General features: G+C 54.2%; 26 protein-coding genes. 23 read left to right on the top strand and 3 right to left on the bottom strand.

The window, feature by feature from the left end:
- Nucleotides 1–7: 7 nt before the first annotated feature.
- The 17 genes from D7M11_RS02740 (at nucleotide 8) to D7M11_RS02660 (ending at nucleotide 15,343) form a co-directional block, all read left to right on the top strand.
- Entirely contained in the window at nucleotides 8–1,072 is a 1,065-nt protein-coding gene (locus D7M11_RS02740) for an undecaprenyldiphospho-muramoylpentapeptide beta-N-acetylglucosaminyltransferase (RefSeq protein ID WP_120745596.1), read from the top strand.
- A 254-nt stretch (nucleotides 1,073–1,326) separates the two neighbouring features.
- On the top strand, nucleotides 1,327–2,232 hold the full coding sequence (gene murB / locus D7M11_RS02735; protein ID WP_120745595.1) for a UDP-N-acetylmuramate dehydrogenase: 906 nt from the start codon (nucleotides 1,327–1,329) through the stop codon (nucleotides 2,230–2,232).
- A gap of 57 nt (nucleotides 2,233–2,289) precedes the next feature.
- On the top strand, nucleotides 2,290–3,567 hold the full coding sequence (murA, locus tag D7M11_RS02730; protein ID WP_120745594.1) for a UDP-N-acetylglucosamine 1-carboxyvinyltransferase: 1,278 nt from the start codon (nucleotides 2,290–2,292) through the stop codon (nucleotides 3,565–3,567).
- A 102-nt stretch (nucleotides 3,568–3,669) separates the two neighbouring features.
- A complete protein-coding gene (locus D7M11_RS02725; protein ID WP_120745593.1) occupies nucleotides 3,670–4,503 on the top strand; it encodes a cell division protein FtsQ/DivIB in 834 nt (277 codons plus the stop codon).
- Between the two features lie 359 nt (nucleotides 4,504–4,862).
- The gene (gene ftsA, locus D7M11_RS02720) at nucleotides 4,863–6,113 is read left to right on the top strand and encodes a cell division protein FtsA (RefSeq protein ID WP_120745592.1); all 1,251 of its coding nucleotides are present in this window, start codon (nucleotides 4,863–4,865) and stop codon (nucleotides 6,111–6,113) included.
- A gap of 48 nt (nucleotides 6,114–6,161) precedes the next feature.
- A complete protein-coding gene (gene ftsZ / locus D7M11_RS02715; RefSeq protein WP_120745591.1) occupies nucleotides 6,162–7,292 on the top strand; it encodes a cell division protein FtsZ in 1,131 nt (376 codons plus the stop codon).
- A gap of 292 nt (nucleotides 7,293–7,584) precedes the next feature.
- The gene (spoIIGA, locus tag D7M11_RS02710; protein ID WP_120745590.1) at nucleotides 7,585–8,508 is read left to right on the top strand and encodes a sigma-E processing peptidase SpoIIGA; all 924 of its coding nucleotides are present in this window, start codon (nucleotides 7,585–7,587) and stop codon (nucleotides 8,506–8,508) included.
- A gap of 162 nt (nucleotides 8,509–8,670) precedes the next feature.
- The gene (gene sigE, locus D7M11_RS02705; protein WP_120745589.1) at nucleotides 8,671–9,393 is read left to right on the top strand and encodes an RNA polymerase sporulation sigma factor SigE; all 723 of its coding nucleotides are present in this window, start codon (nucleotides 8,671–8,673) and stop codon (nucleotides 9,391–9,393) included.
- A gap of 193 nt (nucleotides 9,394–9,586) precedes the next feature.
- On the top strand, nucleotides 9,587–10,369 hold the full coding sequence (sigG, locus tag D7M11_RS02700; protein ID WP_120745588.1) for an RNA polymerase sporulation sigma factor SigG: 783 nt from the start codon (nucleotides 9,587–9,589) through the stop codon (nucleotides 10,367–10,369).
- 240 nt (nucleotides 10,370–10,609) lie between these two features.
- Nucleotides 10,610–10,903, top strand: a complete 294-nt coding sequence (locus tag D7M11_RS02695; RefSeq protein WP_120745587.1) for a YlmC/YmxH family sporulation protein — start codon at nucleotides 10,610–10,612, stop codon at nucleotides 10,901–10,903.
- Between the two features lie 97 nt (nucleotides 10,904–11,000).
- Nucleotides 11,001–11,849, top strand: a complete 849-nt coding sequence (gene pgeF / locus D7M11_RS02690) for a peptidoglycan editing factor PgeF (RefSeq protein WP_120745586.1) — start codon at nucleotides 11,001–11,003, stop codon at nucleotides 11,847–11,849.
- Nucleotides 11,850–11,896: 47 nt separating this feature from the next.
- Nucleotides 11,897–12,583 (top strand): YggS family pyridoxal phosphate-dependent enzyme, encoded by a 687-nt coding sequence (locus D7M11_RS02685; protein WP_120745585.1) that lies wholly within the window; start codon nucleotides 11,897–11,899, stop codon nucleotides 12,581–12,583.
- An 81-nt stretch (nucleotides 12,584–12,664) separates the two neighbouring features.
- Nucleotides 12,665–13,114, top strand: a complete 450-nt coding sequence (locus D7M11_RS02680) for a cell division protein SepF (RefSeq protein WP_120745584.1) — start codon at nucleotides 12,665–12,667, stop codon at nucleotides 13,112–13,114.
- A gap of 71 nt (nucleotides 13,115–13,185) precedes the next feature.
- The gene (locus D7M11_RS02675; protein WP_240040937.1) at nucleotides 13,186–13,419 is read left to right on the top strand and encodes a YggT family protein; all 234 of its coding nucleotides are present in this window, start codon (nucleotides 13,186–13,188) and stop codon (nucleotides 13,417–13,419) included.
- A 7-nt stretch (nucleotides 13,420–13,426) separates the two neighbouring features.
- On the top strand, nucleotides 13,427–14,209 hold the full coding sequence (locus tag D7M11_RS02670) for a YlmH family RNA-binding protein (RefSeq protein WP_120745582.1): 783 nt from the start codon (nucleotides 13,427–13,429) through the stop codon (nucleotides 14,207–14,209).
- 87 nt (nucleotides 14,210–14,296) lie between these two features.
- Nucleotides 14,297–14,773, top strand: coding sequence for a DivIVA domain-containing protein (locus D7M11_RS02665; RefSeq protein WP_120745581.1), 477 nt, complete (start codon nucleotides 14,297–14,299; stop codon nucleotides 14,771–14,773).
- 231 nt (nucleotides 14,774–15,004) lie between these two features.
- Nucleotides 15,005–15,343 (top strand): DUF5665 domain-containing protein, encoded by a 339-nt coding sequence (locus D7M11_RS02660; RefSeq protein ID WP_120745580.1) that lies wholly within the window; start codon nucleotides 15,005–15,007, stop codon nucleotides 15,341–15,343.
- Here D7M11_RS02660 and D7M11_RS02655 read toward each other — a convergent pair.
- Nucleotides 15,340–16,089: a TraR/DksA C4-type zinc finger protein gene (locus D7M11_RS02655; protein ID WP_120745579.1), complete on the bottom strand. Its 750-nt coding sequence runs from the start codon at nucleotides 16,087–16,089 to the stop codon at nucleotides 15,340–15,342. The genes D7M11_RS02660 and D7M11_RS02655 overlap by 4 nt on opposite strands.
- A gap of 221 nt (nucleotides 16,090–16,310) precedes the next feature.
- Here D7M11_RS02655 and lspA point away from each other — a divergent pair, with 221 nt between their 5' ends.
- The 6 genes from lspA to D7M11_RS02625 all read left to right on the top strand — a co-directional run bounded on the left by lspA (nucleotide 16,311) and on the right by D7M11_RS02625 (nucleotide 21,679).
- A complete protein-coding gene (gene lspA / locus D7M11_RS02650; protein ID WP_120745578.1) occupies nucleotides 16,311–16,829 on the top strand; it encodes a signal peptidase II in 519 nt (172 codons plus the stop codon).
- A complete protein-coding gene (locus D7M11_RS02645; protein WP_120745577.1) occupies nucleotides 16,807–17,817 on the top strand; it encodes an RluA family pseudouridine synthase in 1,011 nt (336 codons plus the stop codon). The genes lspA and D7M11_RS02645 overlap by 23 nt, the downstream gene beginning before the upstream one ends.
- A 19-nt stretch (nucleotides 17,818–17,836) precedes the next feature.
- A complete protein-coding gene (locus D7M11_RS02640; RefSeq protein ID WP_120745576.1) occupies nucleotides 17,837–19,006 on the top strand; it encodes an aminotransferase A in 1,170 nt (389 codons plus the stop codon).
- Nucleotides 19,007–19,102: 96 nt separating this feature from the next.
- A complete protein-coding gene (locus D7M11_RS02635; RefSeq protein ID WP_158606397.1) occupies nucleotides 19,103–19,876 on the top strand; it encodes an SIMPL domain-containing protein in 774 nt (257 codons plus the stop codon).
- A 156-nt stretch (nucleotides 19,877–20,032) separates the two neighbouring features.
- A complete protein-coding gene (locus tag D7M11_RS02630; protein WP_420817530.1) occupies nucleotides 20,033–20,827 on the top strand; it encodes a peptidylprolyl isomerase in 795 nt (264 codons plus the stop codon).
- Between the two features lie 108 nt (nucleotides 20,828–20,935).
- A complete protein-coding gene (locus D7M11_RS02625) occupies nucleotides 20,936–21,679 on the top strand; it encodes an SDR family NAD(P)-dependent oxidoreductase (protein WP_120745574.1) in 744 nt (247 codons plus the stop codon).
- Nucleotides 21,680–21,734: 55 nt separating this feature from the next.
- Here D7M11_RS02625 and D7M11_RS02620 read toward each other — a convergent pair whose 3' ends face one another.
- Both D7M11_RS02620 and D7M11_RS02615 read right to left on the bottom strand, forming a co-directional pair.
- Nucleotides 21,735–22,502 (bottom strand): WecB/TagA/CpsF family glycosyltransferase, encoded by a 768-nt coding sequence (locus tag D7M11_RS02620; protein WP_120745573.1) that lies wholly within the window; start codon nucleotides 22,500–22,502, stop codon nucleotides 21,735–21,737.
- Nucleotides 22,499–23,656, bottom strand: coding sequence for an N-acetyldiaminopimelate deacetylase (locus tag D7M11_RS02615; RefSeq protein WP_120745572.1), 1,158 nt, complete (start codon nucleotides 23,654–23,656; stop codon nucleotides 22,499–22,501). The genes D7M11_RS02620 and D7M11_RS02615 overlap by 4 nt, the downstream gene beginning before the upstream one ends.
- Nucleotides 23,657–23,688: the final 32 nt, after the last annotated feature.

The raw sequence follows: 23,688 nt of genomic DNA, 5'->3' as shown, positions 1-23,688 counted from the left end.
CTTCCACATGAAATCGATCATCTTCACCGGCGGCGGTTCTGCCGGGCACGTCACTCCGAATTTGGCGCTCATCGCCAGACTCAAGGAGCACGGGTGGCGGATCGAGTACATCGGCTCGGCGGACGGCATCGAAAAATCGATTATCGAAAACGCCGGCATCCGCTTTCACGCCATCTCCTCCGGCAAGCTGCGCCGGTACTTCGATCTCAAAAATTTTAAAGATCCGTTCAAAGTAATGAAAGGCGTCTGGGACGCCTATCGTCTTATACGCAAGCTGAAGCCGGATGCCGTCTTTTCCAAAGGCGGCTTCGTGTCCGTTCCGGTCGTTATGGCCGGCTGGCTGAATCGGGTGCCCGTGCTCATCCACGAATCGGACATGACCCCGGGACTGGCGAACAAGCTTTCGATCCCGTTCGCTTCGCGCATCTGCGTCACCTTTCCGGAGACGATATCGCATCTGTCCGGCAAACGGACGGAATGCACCGGGCTGCCGATTCGCGACGAAATGCTGCGCGGCTCCGCGATCAAAGGACTTCATCTATGCGAATTCCACAAGCAGAAGCCCGTCTTGCTCGTTATGGGGGGCAGCCTCGGCTCCAAAGTAATTAATGAAGCGGTGCGCGGCAGCCTGAAACGGCTGCTGGAGCGGTTCCAAATCGTCCATTTGTGCGGCAAAGGCCATCTCGATCCCGAGCTGGCCGGCGTTCGCGGCTACCGTCAATTCGAATTCGTGACGACCGAGCTTCCCGATCTGCTGGCGATGGCTGATGTAGTCGTTTCCCGCTCTGGCTCCACTTCGATTTTCGAGTTTTTGTCGCTGCGCAAGCCGATGCTGCTCGTTCCGCTTTCGAGAAACGCTTCGCGCGGGGATCAGATCCTGAATGCGGAGTCGTTCCGCGCCCAAGGCTTCAGCGAGGTGCTGGAGGAGGAGCGGATGACACCCGAGACGCTTGCCGAAGAGCTGTTCCGTCTGTACGACCATCGCGAAGCGTATATCGAGCGGATGAAAGCTCATTCGAATCAGGACAGCATAACCCGGATCATCGGCCTTATCGAGCAATCGGCAGGCTGAAGCGCCGAGGCATAGTCAAGCGGCGTCCATCTCCCGCTGCCCGCGTATCCGCCGATCTAGGCGTTTGTCACACATCCCGGCGGTTCACATACTATACACTATAACCGTGACATATACCGGGAAACCGCGGAAGCAGCTGCGGAAAAAATGGCCGTTTTTTCTTAAGATGTTCAGACTTGATGCGTTGCCCGAAGGGTCTGCAGGCGTTCGGCGATCAACTCTCAAGTCCCCGATTTTCTTGAAGGAGGTTCCCTATGCACCAGGTTATACAACAATTGCTTGCGGCCGGTATAGGCCAGGTTCATCTGGATGAACCGCTCGCTCCGCTCACGACGTGGAAAATCGGCGGTCCCGCCGACGCTCTCGTCATTCCGGACGGAAAAGAGCAGCTTGCGGAAACCGTGCGCATTTTGCATCGTTCCGGACTGCCTTATCTTACGATCGGACGCGGCTCGAATATGCTCATATCCGATAAAGGCGTGCGCGGAGTCGTGGTGAAGCTCGGCAAAGGGCTCGATTACATCCGTTTCGACGGCAGCTTCATAACGGCCGGGGGAGCGGTGTCGCTGATCCCTTTATCCAGAATGGCGAGCAAGCAGGGATTGTCCGGACTCGAGTTCGCCGGCGGGATTCCAGGTTCCGTCGGGGGAGCCGTCTACATGAATGCGGGGGCTCACGGCTCGGATATGTCACGTATTCTCAAAGAAGCCGAAATTGTACTGGAAACCGGGGAAACGGTTCGTTTGCGAAACGAGGAGATGGAATATGCTTACCGTCATTCGCTGCTTCATTCGCGTCCGGGCATCGTCACGGAAGCCGTACTTGAGATGAGGCCGGGCGACCGGAAATCGATCGAGGCCGTTTATGCCGCGAACAAGGAACGCAGGCTGAAAACGCAGCCGCTGCATCTGGCCAGCGCCGGAAGCACGTTCCGCAATCCGGAAGGTCATTATGCGGCGAAGCTGATCGAGGAGGCCGGACTTAAGGGGTACCGTGTCGGCGGAGCGGAAGTGTCGCCGCTGCATGCCAACTTCATTATTAATACCGGCGGCGCGACAGCGAATGACGTGTTGGGGCTGATGGAGCACATCAAGCAAACGGTGAACGATACATTCGGAGTGAAGCTCATTCCGGAAGTGTTGTTCGTAGGCGAGCCATAAAACGAACAGAACGTTTCCCCGGCCTTTCGGACGCAGGCTTTCGGGAGGGTATATACATTGGAGAAGCTGGTTATCGAAGGCGGGGTACCATTATCGGGCAGCGTCTCGATTCATGGCGCCAAAAATGCGGCTTTGCCGATTCTTGCGGCGTGTACGATGGCGCCGGGCGTGCACCGGATCGGGAACGTGCCGGATTTGCTGGATATTCACGTCATGCTGGACATTTTGCGCGCCTTGGGATGCAAAGCGGAGCTTGCGGGAGATGTCGTCTCGCTGGAAACTTCGCTGGCTAACACCTCGCATGTTCCCGAAGAACTGATGAAGCAGATGAGGTCTTCGATCTTTTTGATGGGGCCGCTGCTCTCCCGCTTCGGTCAAGTCCAGGTTTATCAGCCGGGCGGCTGCGCGATCGGGGAGCGCAAAATCGATTTGCACCTGAAGGGGCTTCAGGCGCTCGGGGCGACGATCGAAGAGTCGGGCCATATGATTACGTGCCGCGCGGACCGGTTAAAAGGGGCGGACATTACGCTCGATTATCCGAGCGTCGGCGCTACGGAAAATATAATGATGGCCGCGGCGCTCGCAGAAGGCATTACGACGATATCGGGCGCGGCCCGCGAGCCGGAAATTCAAGATTTGCAGCATTTCTTGAACGCGATGGGCGCGAACATGATCGGCGCGGGCACGGACACGATCACGATCGAAGGGGTCGATCGGCTGCTCCCCCGGGCGTACCGGATCATCCCGGACCGGATCGTGACGGGAACGCTTATGGTTGCCGCTGCGGTAACGAGAGGCAGCGTTACGCTCGAGAACGTGTGCCCGGCCCATCTGACGAGCGTCATCCACGTTCTGAAACGCGCGGGTGTTCAAATCTCGGCCCGCGATGATATAATGACCGTAAGCAATGCCTCGCGGCCGAAAGCCGTGGAGAGAGTCATCACTTCGCCTTATCCTTCTTTTCCGACCGATCTTCAAGCGCAGATGATGGTATTTCTGGCGCTTGCCGAAGGCACGAGCGTCATCAAGGAAACGGTGTTCGAGGGACGTTTCAAGCATGTCGACGAATTGGCCCGCATGGGTGCGGATATCCGTGTCGATCACAGCAGCGCGTATATTCACGGCGTGTCGCGATTGTACGGGGCTACGGTCGAAGCGACGGATTTGCGGGCGGGCGCCGCGCTTGTGATCGCGGGTCTTGCCGCCAGCGGCAAAACGGTCGTTGAGCAGGTGCATCATATCGATCGCGGATATGACCGGATCGAACGCATATTCGAGCGGCTCGGCGCCAAAATCGAACGTTATATTCCGATACGTCAGTTAAAAGTGCCGTAAACTAACGACGCATATTTCGCCCGAAAGGTCCCCTTCTTGCTTAAGGAAGGGGATGTACGGCGTTCCAATACCGTGTTAGTACGAAATGGAGGGGTAAAGCTCTTGCAAGAAAGAATGCCCGTGCTCCGCGAAGAGAAACCAAGATCCCGCAGCAGCCGCAAACTAATCTATTTCCTGCTGCTGTTATTCGTAACGCTGCTGGCCGTTCTGTTCTTCCGTTCCTCCTTAAGCAAAATCGCCAGTATCGACATCGCTGGCAACAAAGTGCTGACGGCCGAGGAAATCGGACAAGCCGCCGCGATCGCCATCGGAGATAACTTTTTCGGCTTCCGTTCCGCAGCCGTCGAAAAGCGGGTTCATGAGCTGCCCGCCATCGAAAACGTAAAAGTAAGCAAAAAGTTTCCAGGCACGCTTCGCATTACTGTTGAGGAATATCCGCAGGTAGCTTTTCAGATCCGGCCTACGGGCGAAAAGGAAATGCTGCTGTCGAACGGACTGGTGCTGCCGGTGACCGACAAGCATGTAGTCGTGGACAAGCCGATCTTGTCCGGCTGGAGGGAGGACGACCCATGGAAAAAGACGCTGTGCGAAACGCTGCGCCGCATATCGGATAAAATGCTGGCCGAAATATCCGAGATCCGGCCTTCGCCGACGAATACATACGAGGACAAAATCAAGATGTATACCCGGTCCCAGTTCGAGGTGTATACAACGGTCACTTATTTGCCTTCCAAAATCCAATACCTCGAAGAGATGATCGACCAGATGGCGGACAAGGAGACCGATTCCGGCGTGCTGGAGCTGCTGGAGGCCAATACCCATATTCCGTTCGAGCTGTATTACGGCAAGCCGCAGGATACGGATGCGAAAAAGAACGGCTCCGCCGCCGGCGGACAAAAAACAGGTTCGTCGGACCAGCAAAAAAAAGGGAACTGAGTCGAATGATGTAAGGGAAGACCGCTTTCGCCGAGCGGATGACGAGCCGTTCCCTTCCATCTCGGCCATCGTTCGAAAGAGGCGAGTCTTATGCCTCTTTTTGCCGTGTTTACTTATAGGTTTGGGTCCAGCAGCCTATGAAAAAATACTACTCATTCGTTATAAGAAATGATAGAATTATAATTATGGGATCGTATAGGCTCCTTTAGGCAATCCATGCAGATTGGCAACGATTGGATGGCTTCCAAAGGTAAAAAAATTGTGAAAAAAAGAGGGAAACTATAAACCGTGTGGAATATGTACAAAGGTGTTTTATATATGATCGCCAACCATAAGGAATACGTAGGAGGTGCCAAAGGTTGAGCAGCAATGACATCATTGTGAGTCTGGACATCGGTACGTCCAAAGTGAGAGCGATTATCGGCGAACTGAATAACGGCGCCATTAATATAGTGGGGGTCGGTTCGGCCGACTCGGAAGGCATACGCAAGGGAGCCATCGTTGATATCGATCAGACCGTTCAATCGATTCGCGGCGCGATCGATCACGCCGAACGGATGGTTGGGATTCAAATATCGGAAGTGTATGTCGGCATAGCCGGTAATCATATCGCTTTGCAGACGAGCCATGGAGTAGTCGCGGTTTCGAACGAAGACCGCGAAATCGGGGAAGAAGACATCGAACGCGTATTGCAGGCTGCAAAAGTTATAGCGCTTCCTCCCGAGAGGGAAATTATTGGCGTCGTGCCGAAGCAATACGTCGTTGACGGCTTGGAGGGTATTCAGGATCCTAGAGGCATGATCGGCGTTAGGCTGGAAGTGGAAGCCACGATCATCACCGGCGCAAAAACGTCCAATCATAATTTGCTCCGCTGCGTAGAGAAGTCGGGACTTCGCGTATCGGGCGTCGTTCTCATGGCGCTGGCCTCCGGGCAACTCGCTTTATCCAAGGACGAGAAAACAGTAGGAACCGTACTCGTCGACATCGGCGCGGGCGCGATTACGATTGCCGTATTCGAGGAAGGCAGCCTGTGCGCGACCTCGACGCTGCCGATCGGCGGAGAGTACATAACGAACGATATTTCGATCGGCCTCCGCACCCAGCTCGACATTGCGGAGAAGATCAAGCTCAAATTCGGCTGCGCGATCGTCGAGGATGCGGCCGCCGATCAGGTATTCAAGGTGAACCGGATCGGCAGCAACGTCGACAAGGAGTTCTCCCAGATCGACCTGGCGCAAATTATTGAACCGAGAGTTCAAGAAATTTTTCAACTGGTCCGTGCCGAAGTGCAGCGCATGGGATATGTCGATATTCCGGGGGGGTACGTGCTGACCGGCGGCTCCATGTCGATGCCGGGCATGCTGGAAATTGCCCAGGCCGAGCTGGAGAATTCGGTTCGGCTGGCGGTTCCCGATTTTATCGGGGTGCGCGATCCCGCCTATACGAGCGGCGTCGGCATCGTTCATTTCGTCTCCAAGTATGCGCGTCAGCGTCCTGGCGGGGCAACAGTCAAGAAGCTTCCGACCGTTTCCAACAAAAAGCCTTCCAAAGACCATAATAAACCCGGACTGTTTGAGCGAATCAAAAACTATTTAAGTGAGTTCATTTAACTCTCGCTGCAAAACGAACACGAGCACCCCGAGGAGGATAAAACGTTTATGTTTGAAATCGATGTGGAGTTAGAATCGCTGGCCAAAATCAAGGTAATCGGCGTCGGCGGCGGCGGGAGTAACGCGGTTAATCGAATGATCGAATTCGGCCTGAAGGGCGTGGAGTTCATAACGGCCAATACGGACGCGCAAGCGCTGCAGACGGCAAAATCCGACATTAAGGTGCAGCTCGGCGAGAAATTGACTCGGGGTCTGGGCGCCGGAGCGAATCCCGAAGTGGGTAAAAAGGCGGCTGAAGAATCGCGAGACTTGATCGTTAATGCGCTGCGCGGCGCCGATATGGTGTTCGTCACCGCCGGAATGGGCGGGGGAACGGGAACCGGAGCGGCTCCGGTTATCGCGGAAATCGCCAAAGAATGCGGGGCTTTGACCGTTGGTGTCGTTACCCGGCCGTTTACGTTCGAAGGACGCAAGCGCGCGAACCAAGCCGAACAAGGCATTCTCGCTTTCAAAGAAAAAGTGGACACGCTTATCGTCATTCCGAACGATCGGCTGCTCGAAATTATCGACAAGAAAACGCCGATGCTCGAGGCGTTCCGCCAAGCGGACAACGTGCTTCACCAAGGCGTTAAAGGCATTTCCGACTTGATCGCGGTACCAACCCTTATCAACCTCGACTTTGCCGACGTCAAGACGATTATGACCGAACGCGGCTCCGCCTTGATGGGCATCGGCATCGCCACGGGCGAAAACCGTGCGGCCGAAGCGGCCAAAAAGGCGATTATGAGCCCGCTTCTGGAAACGTCGATCGACGGCGCGCGGGGCGTTCTCATGAACATTACAGGCGGCGCCAACCTAAGCTTGTACGAAGTCAACGAGGCGGCCGACATCGTCGCTTCCGCGTCCGATCCGGAAGTGAATATGATATTCGGCGCCGGTATCGACGACAAGTTGACCGAAGAGATTATGGTTACCGTAATCGCAACCGGTTTCGAGCATCGACCAGCGCAAACGCAGCCCCAGCGGCGCGGCGGAGCGCCCGGTGCAAGCGGCGGTGAAGTCGCCGACAAAGCTGCTACCGGAGGCGTACGTCCTTTCGGCAGCCAGCCGGCGGGCGACCAGCTCGACATACCGACGTTTTTGCGCAATCGCGGCAAAAACAATCCGACAGGCCGTTAATAACATTCATTCTGCAAACCAGACAATTCCATTAAACCGGGGTTGTCTTTTTTGCGTTTTCCGACTTTTCACGCGGTGCAAAAGCGACTAAAGGCGTAACCGATTCGCTAAAAAAAGACGCTGAAGGATGACAAGTTTAGACAGACTTTGAAATATGCTTACTATATACTAAAAACAATTTCACGGAAAAGAGACGTTCGTATCTAGCAGATGAACTTCGGGTAACTTTTGCCGGTGCGCTTCAGCGATATCGTCGCGATAGTCCGATTGTGTGCAGGCGGGAGGAGCGAGAGTGGTCGTTTATCTGGATCTGATCTTCCTGGCCAATCTGCTGATTGACGGTGCGATCCTGTCCGTCACGGCGCGTATTCGTCACGTCCGGCCAAGCCTGTGGCGAATACTCGCATCGGCAACGCTTGGCGCTTCTTACGTCGTTATGATGCTTTTGCCGTCTTTATCTTTTATGTTTACGTTCGCCGTGAAATGCTTATTTTCCGCTGCCATGATTGTGATCGCTTTCGGCTTTGGCGGTTTGCAGCATTTTTTGCGCAACCTGGGCACGTTTTATTTAGTCAGCTTTGCCGTCGCGGGGGGCCTGTTCGGCATTCATTATTTCATGGAATCGCCCGGCGAGGTCATGAACGGCATACTCGTGACGAGCTCGGGAGGGATCGCTCACCGAATCCAGATCGGCTTCTGGTTTGTTGTCCTAGCGTTTGCGCCGCTCCTCTGGATGTTCAAGACCGTATTTACAAGTGCGAAGCGGCGGAAAGAAATGACCCATTATTTGGCCGAGGTGCGCATCCGGATTAACGATTGCGAGACGGTGTGCACCGGTCTGATCGATACGGGGAATCAGTTGTACGACCCGCTGACGCGAACGCCGGTTATGGTTGTCGAGGCAGCGCAGTGGAGCGACGTTTTACCTGAATCGTGGATGAACCGGATTAAACGGAGCGAAGTCGATCAGCTTGTGGCGGGCATCGGGGAGGATTCATTTATCTGGCAGGACCGGCTACGACTTATTCCTTACCGGGGGGTGAACCGCGGAACGCAATTCATGCTGGCGCTTAAGCCCGACAAGGTGGTGATCGTCCGTAACGAGACGGAAATCGTAAACGAGAAGGTGTTGGTCGGTCTGGACGGCGGCAAGCTGTGTGCCGACGGGTCGTATCAGGCGATCATTCATCCGACTCTAGCCGAACTGGAAGCCTGAGCCGGGCGAATCGGGCTTGGGGGATAATCTTACGACTGCGACAAAGCCAGCTTTTCTGAGAAAAGCTCAGAGTATGCTTACGAGGCCAGCTTTTCTGCGAAAAGCTCGGTTCATGCTTAGGAAGCTAGCTTTTCTGCGAAAAGCTCTTAGGAGGGTAACGACATGCTGCTCAAATGGAAACTGTTCGCACAATTGCTCTATTACCGGCTGCTCTTCCTGCTCGGACTGAAAAGCGACGAAATCTATTATATCGGCGGGAGCGAGGCGCTGCCTCCGCCGCTCACGAGGGAAGAAGAGGAGTATTTGCTCGGCAAGCTGCCCTCGGGAGACGCGGCCATACGCGCCATGCTGATCGAGCGAAATTTGCGGCTTGTCGTATACATAGCCCGGAAGTTTGAAAATACCGGTATCAATATCGAGGATCTCGTTTCGATCGGGGCTATCGGATTGATCAAAGCGGTTAATACATTCGATCCCGAGAAGAAGATCAAGCTGGCCACCTACGCATCGCGGTGCATCGAGAACGAAATCCTGATGTATTTGCGGCGTAACAGCAAGGTTCGGACGGAGGTGTCGTTCGACGAACCGCTCAATATCGACTGGGACGGAAACGAGCTGCTGCTGTCGGACGTGCTAGGTACGGAGAACGATACGATCTACCGCAATATCGAGGAGCAGGTCGACCGCAAGCTGCTGCACAAGGCGCTCGACAAATTGACAGAGCGGGAAAGAATCATAATGGAACTCAGGTTCGGCCTGCAGGACGGGGAAGAAAAGACGCAAAAGGACGTCGCCGATATGCTCGGCATTTCCCAGTCGTACATTTCGCGTCTCGAGAAACGGATTATCAAAAGGCTGCGCAAAGAATTCAATAAAATGGTGTAGCGGGAGAGAAGCGTTGGTGCTTCTCTTTTTCGCCTCAAGGGAACTTTTATTTTGTAAATGGCACTGTTACGCAGAGTAGGCTGTAAGCGTTTACTGCCATGGTTGGCGAACGGTTGTTCCTGCCGGACTGCGCATAAAAAAAACTCCCTCGGAGATAATTAACAGTAATGTTTCTCCTTGGGAGGTATTCACGTTGACCCGAAACAAAGTCGAAATCTGTGGTGTTGATACTTCGAAACTGCCTGTTCTGTCCAACGCGGAAATGCGTGAATTGTTCGTACAGCTTCAGACGAGAAACGAACGAGCAGCAAGAGAGAAATTGGTTAACGGCAACTTGCGGCTGGTGCTGAGCGTCATCCAGCGCTTCAATAACCGGGGCGAATTTGTCGACGACTTGTTTCAGGTAGGATGCATCGGCCTCATGAAAGCTATCGACAATTTCGATTTGAGCCAAAATGTCAAATTTTCAACGTATGCGGTACCGATGATCATCGGTGAAATACGCCGTTATTTGCGCGACAACAATCCGATCCGGGTATCCCGTTCGCTGCGCGACATTGCCTATAAGGCGCTGCAAGTCCGCGACCAGCTAACGAATTCGAACTCCCGCGAGCCGACGGTATACGAAATTTCCGAGGCTCTGAACGTGCCGAAGGAAGATGTCGTGTTCGCGCTCGATGCGATTCAGGACCCGGTATCGTTATTCGAACCTATATATCACGACGGCGGAGATCCGATTTATGTAATGGATCAGATTAGCGACGAGCGCAACAAGGACATCTCGTGGATCGAAGGAATCGCGCTTCGGGAAGCCATGCGCAAGCTGAACGATCGCGAGAAAATGATTTTATCGATGCGTTTTTTCGAAGGGAAGACGCAGATGGAGGTGGCCGACGAAATCGGCATTTCGCAGGCGCAAGTGTCCCGTCTGGAAAAGTCGGCCATATCGCAAATGCAGAAACATGTAAAAACGTAAGGGCTTGTGCCGCTCCGTGTAGCGGCCGGTCCAAGCGACAAGCGCTAAAGCCGCCGCTGACTTTCATGAGTCGGGCGGCTTTTTTGGGCGTAAGCCTATATTCATTAGTCGGGAAACTCCGGTACAAGCATGAACAATTTACGGCTCGTCCCCCCGAAGTAACAGGACATTTTGCCGCTGGGCGACATATAATAAACAGAGCGAAGCGGCTCCAAATTTTGCGATTCGTGGTGATCCGCCTTGAAAATATCCGATTTTCAATCCAAAGACGTCATCAATATCGTCGATGGCAAAAGGCTGGGCCAAATCAGCGATTTGGAGCTGGATTTGCGCCAAGGCCGCATCGATGCGATTGTCGTGCCGAATCAGAGCAAGTTCTTTGGCATGTTCGGCGGTGGAGCCGACGTCGTCATCCCGTGGCGCAATATTGTGAAAATCGGTATGGACGTCGTGCTTGTAAAGCTGGACGAAGCAAAGACATACCGTGTAGAGAATGAGGGCGAGTCCGCGGTCGAGTACAAGCGAAATTATTAACGGTATGGTTACGGAAGCTGCGGCACGACGTTGCTGCGGCTTCTTACTGTCTGGCGGGGGCTATGTGGTATACTGAAGGCGAGAGGAGTGGAAGCGCATGGAGCCGTTTGAATGGTCGGGCTCGCCGGGACAGCCGGGCCGCCTGCATATAAGACGCTGGGAACGGGAGTTTCCCGGAGTCAGCGCAGGAATGACGACGCGAATCGGCGGTGTTAGCGAGGGCGATTACGATTCGCTGAATTGCGCGCTGCACATTCAGGATCGGCCCGAGTTGGTGATCGAAAACCGGAGAAGGCTTGCAGAGACGCTCGGCGTTCCGTTCGAGGCATGGACCTGTGGGGAACAGGTTCACGACCGTAAAGTAGCGGTAGTCACCGGCAACGATCGCGGAAGAGGGCGGTTTACGCGAGAAGATGCGTTTGCGGATACGGATGCGCTCGTAACGGATGAACCGGGAATATGGCTGGCTTCCTTTTATGCCGATTGTGTGCCGCTGTACTTTATCGACCCCGTTCGCCGCGCCATCGGTCTGGCACATGCCGGGTGGAAAGGCACGGTGCTGCAAATCGCACAAGCTGCGATCTCTGTGATGGGAGAAGCTTTCGGCTCGAAGCCGGAGCACATCCATACGGCCATCGGTCCCTCCATTGGTTCATGCTGCTACGAAGTGGATTATAGAGTAATTGAGCGGATTGATGCTTGCATGGACGAGCTTGGACTGGACGAAGAGGAGCGCCGGTGGGTATATACGCTGCGGGGCGACGGCAAAGCGCTGCTCGGGTTGCAAGAAATGAACAGACAAATTATGATAAAAGCAGGAATATTGCCGATGCATATCGAAATGTGTGGGATGTGCACCAGCTGTCGCACCGATCTGTTCTACTCCCACCGGAAAGAAAACGGATCAACGGGCCGTATGGCGTCCTGGATCGGGCTGGATCTGTAACCGCGCATTTGCTCGGCGAAGATAATGGAAAGGATTGTGCTAAAGTCTTGAGTATCGAACAGCGAATACGCGAGGTCGAAGCGCGAATTGCCGCGGCATGCTCGCGTTGCGGTCGAAGTCGCGAAGACGTAAACGTAATCGCCGTCACCAAATACGTATCGGTCGATACGGCCAGGGAAGCGGTGGAGTGCGGACAACGTCATGTAGGGGAAAATCGGTGGCAGGATGCCGAAGCGAAGTGGCTCTCCATTGGCTCTGCGGCCGTCTGGCATTTTATCGGCCATCTGCAAACCAATAAAGTAAAGGACATCGTCGGCAAGTTTACGTACGTCCATTCGCTGGACAGGCTGTCTCTTGCTAAGGAGCTCGACCGTCAAGCGGCAAAGAGCGGCGCGGCGATCGACTGCTTTATTCAAGTGAACGTCTCCGGCGAAGAAACGAAGTACGGACTCGCTCCCGACCAGCTTCTTCCGTTCGCGGAACAGCTTCGCGATTATCCGCATTTGCGCATAATCGGTCTCATGACGATGGCGCCGTATGAGACGGAAGCGGAAGAGACAAGACCGGTGTTCCGGGGACTGAGGGAACTCAGGGACAACCTGAATCGGACAGGCGCGCTCGGTTATGCCGTAGAGCATCTTTCGATGGGGATGTCGAACGACTTCGAGGTTGCCATCGAGGAAGGAGCCACCTGGATCCGTCTCGGAACAGTGCTTGTCGGCAAGGAAAGCTGACGATCGTGCGAATCCTGCTCATGAATAAAACTTGAATGAACGGAAAAGGTTTGAAACCGATCATGAAGGAGGAAAATCGTAATGGGAGTTATGAATCGTTTTTTGAACTTTGTCGGTCTGCAGGACGAGGAAGAAGTCGTCGAGCGCGAGACACGTCAAAGTCAGCAAATCGATGAACCGGAGGAACATGAAACCGTTCCGGCGGATGCACGTAAAACAAATAAGGGGAATATCGTCAGCATCCATTCGCAGCGGAACGTTCGAGTCGTGCTGAACGAACCGCGCTCCTATGAGGAGACGCAGGAAATTGCCGATCATCTGCGGTCGCGGCGACCCGTGGTCGTTAATCTCCAGCGCGTCCGGACGGAGCAGGCGATTCGGATCGTCGACTTTTTAAGCGGTACCGTATATGCTTTGAACGGCGGCATTACGAAGATTGGACCGAACATTTTCCTCTGCACCCCCGAATCGATTGAAATTCAGGGTGCCATTTCCGAAATGCTGCATGATCAGGACGAATATATTCGATGAGGTGAATGTTTTTGAGTAATGCTGTGATCTCTAACATTATCGGGTATATAGGCAATGTCGGCACGGTATATATGTACCTTGTCATTGCTTATGTGCTGCTGTCCTGGCTGCCCAATGCACGGGACAGCTTTATCGGTGAAATTCTCGGCAAGTTGGTCGAGCCGTATTTATCGCTATTTCGCCGATTTATTCCGCCGATCGGCGGCATGATCGACATTTCGCCGATTATTGCACTGATCGCTCTGCGCTTCGTCATTTACGGGCTGCAGACGGTTATTGCTTATGTACTGAACGCTTTCGGGTGATGCACGGATGACGTCTAATATTTACACACATTTTCATCCGGATGAGCACCGTTTTGTCGACAAAGCCGAGGAATGGATCACGCGAGCCGCCATGTTTCACACGGTGAAGCTGACCGACTTTCTTGATCCGCGGCAAGCGTTCATCGTGCAGTCGCTCGCGAATCGGGCCGAGGGCGTTCGCATCCGGTTTGACGGCGGATACGAGCAGGCCGAGCGCAGGCGCATCCTAATCGCTCCGGACTACCGGGACACGGAATCGGAGGATACGGGAATCGGCCTGCTGTCCGTCACCTCGGACGATACGCGGTTTTCCCGGCTTGATCACGGCGATTTCTTGGGCTCCTTGCTCGGAGTCGGCATCAAACGCGACAAGCTGGGCGACATCCTCGTTCACGACGATTGCTGTCACGCCATCGTGGCTAGCGAAATCATCGATTATGTCCACCTCCATCTGCGGCAGGTCCACCGCGTCAACGTGTTAACCGAGACGATCCCGCTAAGCAAGCTCCGTAGCGCCATTCCGACGCTTGAGGAGATGAACTTGACGGTCGCTTCTCTCCGGCTTGACGGCATCGTAAGCGATGTGTACCGGTTAAGCCGGTCCAAAGTACTCGATCCGATCAAATCGGGAAGGTGCAAAGTGAACTGGAAGCCGGAGGAGGATCCCTCGAAGCAGCTTCGCGAAGGCGATGTGATTTCGTTCCAGGGATTCGGGCGTTTCAAGCTTGTCGAAGTGGAGGGCGAAACGAAAAAAGGCAGAATTCGATTGAAGATTGGCAAATTCGTGTAAGTCGTTGCAGGATTTTCGTTATACCCGTCGAACCTTGTACAAGGGCTGTATAACGTAATGCTGTCAATACATACAGGAGGTGAGCCAATGCCTTTGACGCCATTGGACATACATAATAAAGAATTCAGCCGCCGTCTTCGCGGATACGACGAAGATGCCGTTAATGAATTTCTCGATCAAGTTATCAAAGATTTCGAAATGTACTTACGTGAGAACAAGGAGCTTCAAAATCAAGTGGCGGCTCTTCAGGAGCGGCTTGATCACTTTTCCACAATCGAGGAAACGCTAAGCAAGACGATTATCGTTGCCCAGGAAGCGGCGGACGAGCTTCGCAGCAATTCGAAAAAGGAAGCGCAGCTTATCATTAAAGAAGCGGAGAAAAATGCGGATCGGATCATTAACGAATCGCTCGTTAAAGCCCGCAAAATCGCACTCGAAACCGAGGAGCTCAAAAAACAGGCGACTATATACCGCACCCGCTTCCGGACTCTGATCGAAGCTCAGCTCGAACTGCTCGCCAGCGATCAATGGGATACGCTCGAAGAATCGCGAGAGGACGGGTAGTGACCTTGCGCCATGCGAGAACGACCTCTCGTCCGATTCGGACAAGAGGTTATTTTTGTTTGTACGTGATTGTTTGTCCATGACATTCTGATCTTTCGTATTGGCGATAGCGCTTCAGGTTATAACTAAAGGGATGCAAATCCGTGTTGTAAGGGTATATTTCATGGAGAGCCGAATTATTCGGGTCTCCATGAATTTATTTCCCGACCGATGTGAGGAGGTCACAGTAGGATGCCGGATCAGGACAAAAACAACCAAAACAAAAACGGAACGGATCAAACTTCGTACAATCAGTTGAACGAGCGGCTGACGAAAATCGCGGATCAGATGGAAAAAACGCAAATTGCCGATTACGTCCTGCTGCTCAACCGTCCCGCCCGACTGATCTTTATCAATCTGTACTCGGGAATCGCGCGCGGAGTCGGAATCGCTATCGGCTTTACAGTGTTTGCCGCAACGATATTATACCTTTTGCGCTTGCTCGGAGCATTGAATTTGCCGATTATCGGCGACTTTATAGCAGATATCGTGAAGATTGTACAGGTTCAGCTGGAAGGCCGGGCGTATTAAGACGATGATTCGTCTTGGTCGCCGGCCAAGTAGGAATCGGGCTCGAGCAGCGGCTCGCCTTCGCCATGCTCCATATATTCGCGGTACTGGCGGTTTCGCACGATCGACACGTGGTTGCCGAACAGATCAGTAGCGACAAAGCTTTCGTAAGGCTCGACAAAGCCGACGTTTTCGTCCGATTCGATATACATCGAATCGTAGTCGTGTACTTCCCGGCTTTCGGCCATAGCGGGGCTGTCCGAGTTGCCCCAGCTTTCGACGGTTTGCCAGGCGTCCTCGCCGTCGAACTCCGTTTCGGTTTCCCGTTCGTCGAGGCTGGAGCGGCCGAACGGCGGCTCGAGAACGAATTCCTCAACCGGTCTTCGCTGAGACAGCTCCCGGTCCGGCACGTGCTCGAAGCAGTATTCCGTTTCCGGCATCGCTTGCAGCCGTTCGATGGGAATCGGTTTCCCGCAAACGCCGCAGCGGCCGTACGTGCCTTCGTTCATGCGCTCTAGAGCATTGGAAATATCTTCGAGCCGATGCTCTTCGTGCTCGTTCAGTGCAATGTCCTTTCCGCGCTCGAACACTTCCGAGCCGAGATCGGCCGGATGATTGTCGTAAGCGGACAGCTCGCCTGTGGTGGAGCGGAGCGAATCCGCCGAGCCGAAATGATCGCTGCGCGCTAGCATCCGTTCGATGGTTTGCCGTTCGCGCTCGAGCGTGTCGCGCAAGAGGTCCAGTTGTTCGTTTGTCAGTGGGTTCATACGGCTGCAAGCTCCTTTCCGTGTCGATACGATTTCAGTATCGCTTAGGTACTTTTATCGTTAGCCAGACCGGTCCGAAATATAAGAACCAACATTTCCATGATCGCGACAGGCGAGGGCCGAGCTCCTTCGGCGGGCTGCCGCTTATATTGGACGGGCGCCCGAAGCCTGTGCTACAATGCGAGTTGTGCGAAACCATTCGTCGCTTAGGGGGATTTCGATTGATTTATTACGTTGTCGCGATTATCGTATTTATTTTGGATCAGGTCGCCAAGCGGCTTATTGTCGTTTATATGACGGAAGGCGAATCCATATCGGTCATCGGCGATTTTTTCCGGCTGACGTCTCACCGCAACCGAGGAGCCGCATTTGGCATTTTACAGGAACAGCGCTGGTTTTTTATTGTCGCTACGACTGTGATTGTGGTCGGCATTATTTGGTATCTGCAAAAGCTGCGCAAAGACAGTTCGAAGACGCTGCTTAAGACCGCTTTGAGCTTGCTGCTTGGCGGAGCTTTCGGCAATTTTATCGATCGCGCCTTGTTCGGCGAAGTTGTGGATTTCCTGCATTTCCATTTTGTGTTTTCCCTGTTCGGTTGGGATGTCGATTATAATTTTGCGATTTTCAATTTGGCCGATTCGGGGATTGTAATCGGAGTGGCGCTTATTTTCCTAGATTCGCTGCTTACTTGGCGCAAAGAAAGAAGAGGTCTCGTTCATGAGCAAGAAGAAGCTCACTAAGGAAGTAACCTATACGGAAACGATCGTACGCGATGAGGAAACAGAGGACATCTACGAAGATTCGTTCGACGCGTCCGTCACGCAGTGGCATATAGATGAATCGCAAGCGGGAGAACGTATCGATAAATATGCAGCGGAGGCGGTACAGGACGACACCGTGTCCCGTTCCCAGATCCAGCAATGGATTCGAAGCGGGGACATTACGGTGAACGGTTTGGCTGTCAAGCCTAATTACAAACTGGCGGCTGGCGATATCGTAGCGCTGACGATTCCGGAGCCGGTAGAGGTCGCAATCGCAGGGGAACCAATCCCGCTGGACATTGTGTATGAAGACAGCGATGTTATCGTCGTCAACAAGCCGCGCGGCATGGTTGTGCATCCGGCGCCGGGCCATTATTCGGGTACGCTCGTCAACGCGCTGCTGTATCACTGCAAAGATCTGTCCGGCATTAACGGGGTGCTGCGTCCCGGCATCGTCCATCGCATCGATAAAGACACGTCGGGGCTGCTCATGGCGGCCAAAAACGACAAAGCTCATCTATCGCTGGCAGCCCAGCTCAAAGCCCATACTGTAACGCGCAAATATACAGCTGTCGTACATGGCAAAGTGGAGCACGATCAGGGGACCATCGACGCTCCGATCGGCCGCGATCCGGGCGACCGCAAAAAATATATGGTTACCGACAAAAACGCCAAACATGCGGTAACGCATTTTATCGTCACGGATCGTCTGTCCGACTATACGGTTATGCAGCTTAAGCTGGAAACGGGACGTACGCATCAAATTCGCGTTCATATGAAATATATCGGCCACCCGCTTGTAGGCGATCCGGTGTACGGGCGCAGCAAAGGCAATCCGATCGAAGGCCAGGCGCTTCATGCGCAGGTGCTCGGCTTCGTTCACCCGTCGACAGGGGAAACTCTCGAATTCGAGGCGGCGATACCGGACGATATGAAGTTTTTGCTGGAAGTGCTTAAAACGCTGTAATCAAAGGGAGAGTAAGCGCGTGGAGCATCTCGTCAATTCCGAAGTAAAGCAGATTCAAATATCCGGTATCCGCAAAATGTCCAATCTGGTGGCGACTTACCCGGATGCGCTGACGCTGACGATCGGCCAGCCGGATTTTCCGACTCCAGCCCATATCGTGGAAGCGGGCAAACGAGCGCTGGACGAGAATAGAACGCTGTACACGGCAAATGCGGGACTGCCTCAGCTGCGAAAGGCGGCGGCCGACTTCGTAAGCGGCAAGTATGGCTTGTCTTACGATCCGGAGCAGGAGGTCATCGTTACGGCCGGAGCCAGTCAAGCGCTGGATATTACGCTGCGGACGATTATCGGACCCGGCTGCGAGGTGCTCATCCCCGGACCGATCTATCCGGGCTATGAGCCGATTATCCGGATGTGCGGAGGTACCTCCGTGTACGTCGATACGAGACAGTCCGGCTTTCAGATGACCGCCGAGTTAATCGCCGCCAAGCTGACGGAGCGTACGCGGGCGATCATCCTGTGCTATCCGTCCAATCCGACGGGACGAGTGATGAGCGAGAATCAGCTGACGCAAGTGGCGGAGCTGCTGCGGGGCAAGCCGGTGTTTATCATCTCCGATGAAATCTATAGCGAGCTTGTATACGACCAGCCGCATCGTTCCATTGCCGCTTTACCGGGCATGAAGGAGCAGACGATCGTCATCAACGGCTTATCGAAATCGCATTCGATGACCGGCTGGCGGATCGGATTTACATTCGCCCCGGCTTCTATCTCGAAGCATATGCTCAAGGTGCATCAGTATAACGTGACGTGCGCCAGCTCGATTAGCCAATACGCGGCCATCGAAGCGCTGACCGCCGGACGGGACGATGCGGAGCCGATGAAGCGGGAGTACAAGGCGAGAAGAGACTTCGTATACGACCGTCTTATGCGGATCGGCCTGAAGGCGGAGAAGCCGGAGAAGCCGGAGGGCGCGTTTTATTTGTTCCCGTCTATCGGGCAGTTTGGCTTAAGCTCGCAGCAGTTTGCGATGAAGCTTCTGGACGAAGAGCGGGTAGCCGTTGTGCCGGGGGATGCCTTCTCCGAATATGGCGAAGGGTATGTGCGCATCTCGTATGCTTATTCGATGGACGTGCTGAAGAAGGCTATGGATCGGCTGGAAAAGTTCGTGTCGCGGCTCGGGTCATAATTATTTTTGCAAGTATTCATTTCCCTGCAACCTTTTAGCCGGGGCTTGCGTTTCAAAGGTTGGTAAAACATTCTTTGGAAAGAAGGGGAAATGAATATGCTAAGTGTTCGAAGCAAAAAATGGTTAATTTCCGGAGTGGCGGCGATGGCTCTGACGACGGTGCTTTATGTGCAAAACGCCCCAAGCTTCAGTCCCGGAAAAGTATATGCCGCGGAGCAGTCCGTAGCCGTGCAAAATGTCATTACCGTGACGGGGCAAGGCGAAATGACGATTTCTCCGGACGTCGCTTATGTCAGCCTCGGCATTCGTACGGAGGCGGAAACGGCCAAGGATGCTCAGGCGGCCAATGCAGCGGCTTACGAGAAGCTGCGCGCTGTGTTGTTCGACAAGTACAAGCTGGCGGCCAAAGACGTACAAACATCGGGCTTCCGCGTGCAGCCGGAGTATTCGTACACCGAGCGCGATCCGAAGATCAAGGGATACAGCGCTACGCAAATGCTGCAAGTAACGTATCGCGATCTCGATAATCTCGGGACGTTCCTAGATGCGGCTTCGGCTGCGGGCGCGAATCAGATCGAAGGCGTTCGCTTCAGCACGGAAAAAGGACAGGAGTACGAGCTGCAAGTGATCCAGAAAGCGATGGATAACGCCAAGGCGAAGGCCGACGCCATCGCGAAGTATGCGGGCAAGGAAATCAAAAGTATCGTCGCGGTTAATCAAGGCGGCGGCGTAGCGGTTCCGTCGCAGTACAGCAACATCGCCTTAATGGAAGCGAAGTCGGCGGCCATGGACGCGGCGGGTTCGCCTACGAGCATCTCGACGGGCGAGCTGAAGGTGACCACGAACGTAACGGTGCAGTATCAGTTCTAGTTTTGAAAACAAACTGCTACTTAGAGTCTTCGTCCAGCGATGGACGGAGGCTTTTTCGTTTGTTTGGTCTTTTTTCCGGGGAAGGAAGGGTTTCGGACGGTCAGGAAGAATGATTTAGGGTGAAAGGCCATTTACATTCCAGAAAAGGTGGACGTGATGAAAAACAAGCTGCAAGGACTCGTAATGGGACTTATCGTCGGCGTGCTGCTGTCGTTTACGGTGGCGCAGGCGAGCGGAGGCACCCCCATTGAGGTGTATGTCAAAGATTTTATTTTCAAAATCAATGGCGTGGAGAAAAAGCCGGAGCAGGAGAGCTTTATTTACAATGGCACGACATACGTACCGATCCGCTTCGTGAGCGAGGCGCTTGGACTGCCCGTCAAATACAACGGCGACACGAGCACGATCTCGATCGGCCAAAGCTATGCAGCCGCTCCGCCGATGTCGATCGATACGAGCAAGACGTATCTGGCTAAGGTGAAGACAAAGCAAGGAAGCTTCACGATTGAGCTGTACGCTAAAGATGCTCCGAAGACGGTCAACAACTTTGTCTTTTTGGCGAAAGACCGCTACTATGACGGCGTGCCGGTGCACCGGATCTTATCCGATTTCGTAATCCAGACGGGGGACCCTACCGGAACTGGAAGAGGCGGCCCTGGATATACGTTTGCGGATGAGCTGAACAACGGCCACAAGTATGAGCTTGGCACGTTGGCGATGGCGAATGCCGGGCCGAATACGAACGGCAGCCAGTTTTTTATTTGCATCGGCGAGGAGAGCCTTCAATTGAACGAATCCCCTTTTTATACGATATTCGGTAAAGTAATCGAGGGGATGGAGATTGTGTCTCAAATTGCCGCAACGCCAGTGACAATGAGCGAGTACGGTGAAATGTCCAAACCACAGGAAGCGGTCACGATCGAAACGATTGAAATCGTCGAAAAAGAGTAAGTGGCGCTTTCGCTTCGGCTGCGGAATAAAAGAGATCCGCTATGCACATAAATAGCGAGTCTGTTGAAACGGACAAGCCTGAATCCGCAGCCGGAAAGGAAGAAGCAGATGCGATTCGAATCGAAAGTGGTCATAGTTACCGGAGGGGCCAGCGGCATCGGAGAAGCGACCGTACGGCTTTTCGCACAGGAAGGGGCCAAAGTGGTCATCGCCGATTTTTCTGACCGCGGTCAGTCGGTATCGGAGCAACTGAATGCGGACGGAAACGATACGCTATTCGTAAAAACGGACGTTACCCAGGAAGAGCAAGTAGCTCTAATGGTTAAAAAAACGGTGCAGAAGTACGGCAAACTGGACATCCTGTTTGCGAACGCGGGAATCGCAAAAGACATGCCGGCTCATGAGCTTACCGCCGAGGCATGGCAGCGGACGATCGATATTAATTTGACCGGCGTTTTTTTGTGCGACAAATACGCGATTATGCAAATGCTGGAGCAGGGGACGGGGGGAGCGATCGTAAACTGCGGGTCGATTCACAGCCATGTCGGCAAATCCGGCGTGACCGCTTATGCGTCGGCGAAAGGCGGCGTCAAGCTGATGACGCAATCGGTCGGCATCGATTACGCGAAGAAAGGCATACGGGTGAACGCGATTTGTCCCGGTTATATCGATACGCCGCTCCTTGCGGGAAGAAGCGAAGCGGTCAACGAGCATCTGATCGGACTGCATCCGATGGGGCGTCTGGGAAGACCGGAGGAGGTTGCGAAAGCCGTGCTTTTCCTCGCGAGCGACGACGCTTCGTCTATTACGGGCACGACGCTGCTCGTAGACGGCGGTTATACGGCTCAGTGATAGGACAACAAAAGAGCCCCCGGTTCACGAAAGTGAGTCGAGGGCTCTTGGTGATTTACCGTTCTTTTCTGCGCATATACGCTTTGAACGCAAATACGGGCAGGACGAGCTGGCGGCGCCAGCGAGAAGGGTTGGACAGCAGGCGGTACAACCATTCCAGATTGAGCTTGATCCAGAAGGTAGGCGCCCGCTTTACTTTGCCGCCGATAATATCGAGACTGCCGCCGACGCCCATGGCGATTTTGGCGTTTAATTTCGGTTTGTTGCGGTATATCCAGCGTTCGGCATGGGGAGCGCCCATCGCAACGATGAGGAAGTCGGGGCTCGTGCTGCGAATCTCTTCGACGATGGCAGCCTCTTCGTCCGGTTTAAAGAAGCCGTTATGCCGACCGGCGATCTTGAGGTCAGGATAACGGGCCGCAATCGTTTCGACAGCCTTGCGGTTCGTTTCCTCGTCGGTCCCGAAAAAGTAAAACGACCAACGCTCCCGGTTGCCCTGCTCGAGCAGCTTCAGGAGCATATCATACCCGGTGACCCGTCCGGATACAGGCTCGCCCTTCCATTTGGCGGCGAGCACGATGCCGATCCCGTCGATCGTAATGATCCCGGCCTCGTTCAGAATGCGCATAAGCTGCTCGTCCTTCGAGGCGGACATGACGATTTCCGGGTTCGCCGTAACGACGTGATACATGCCTCGTTCCGGGCTGTTTGCAATGCCGGTCAGATGGCGGATCGTTTCGTCAAACGTTTTTTTGGAGAAGGAAACGCCCATGATGTTGACTTTATCGGCAACGTTTCGATTGGATACAGGGTCGATCGTCATAACGCTTTCCCTCCGGCGAGCGGCTGCTCCGATTTCCAGCGAATATACCGGGTGACGGTGTCGATGGCGACCGGCATCGCCCCTTCGTCGGGCTCAAGCTTGGCATGGTGAAGCCCGTAAGGGGTATCGACGCCGAGCCAGAACATAAAGCCGGGAATGTTCTCCAGAAAATAACCGAAATCTTCGCCGGTCATCGCCTCGGTGCATTCATAAAGCTTTGCCGTCCCCGATCCGCGCAGCCAATCCATAAATTCGCTCGTTATTTCTTCGTTATTGTATACTTGCATGTAGTTCGAGCCGTAATCGATGCGGGCGGTGCATTCGAACGAAGCCTCCGTCCCTTTGACGAGCGATTCGATCCGGCTTTTCACGAGTTCCATCGTTTGTTTGGAAAGCGTGCGGATCGTGCCCTCCAGGCGAGCCTTTTCGGCGATAATGTTTTGCTTTGTGCCGCCCTCGATTTTGCCGATCGTCACGACAGCCGCATCGAGCGGATTCACATTGCGGGATACAACGGATTGAAGCTGGACGAGCAGATGAGCGGCCGCGACGACCATGTCGTTCGCCCGGTGCGGGTATGCGGCGTGACCGCCCTTGCCCGTCAGATCGATAAACAGCTCCGACGTGTTGGCGAACAGGATGCCGGGCCGGATGGCAATCGTACCAACCTCGTATTCCGGCGCTACGTGAAGGGCGACGATCTGATCGGGCATCCAGTCCGCCAGCTCCTCGCTCGCGAGGATCGGCTTGGCGCCGCCAGGGCCTTCCTCGGCCGGCTGGAAGATGACGACAAGATGGTCGTTTATCGGATTATGGACGAAATGGCTTAGAACGGCAAGCCCGATAGCCATATGCATATCGTGTCCGCAAGCGTGCATGTAGCCCGGATGTTTGGAACGGAACTCGTAAGAGGTGTCTTCCTCGATCGGCAAGCCGTCCATATCGGCGCGGTAGCCGAAGGTACGCTTCGGATCGGCGCCTTGAACTTTGACGAGGATTCCGGTACGCCAAGTCCGGATCTCGATACGGTCCTGAGGCAGCTCGGCGATGCGGTCAAGCAAATAGCGCTGTGTTTCGAATTCCTCGAAGCCCGGCTCCGGAATTTGGTGGAGCTGCCTGCGGTAGCGGACAAACGTTTCAATCCCCGTGCTCATAGGTCCTCCTCATTACTCAAGCCAGGGGACAG

The organism is Paenibacillus ginsengarvi (assembly GCF_003626695.1).
GTDB classification, from domain to species: Bacteria; Bacillota; Bacilli; order Paenibacillales; family NBRC-103111; genus Paenibacillus_AB; species Paenibacillus_AB ginsengarvi.
This window is presented reverse-complemented; position numbering and strand designations above follow the sequence as displayed.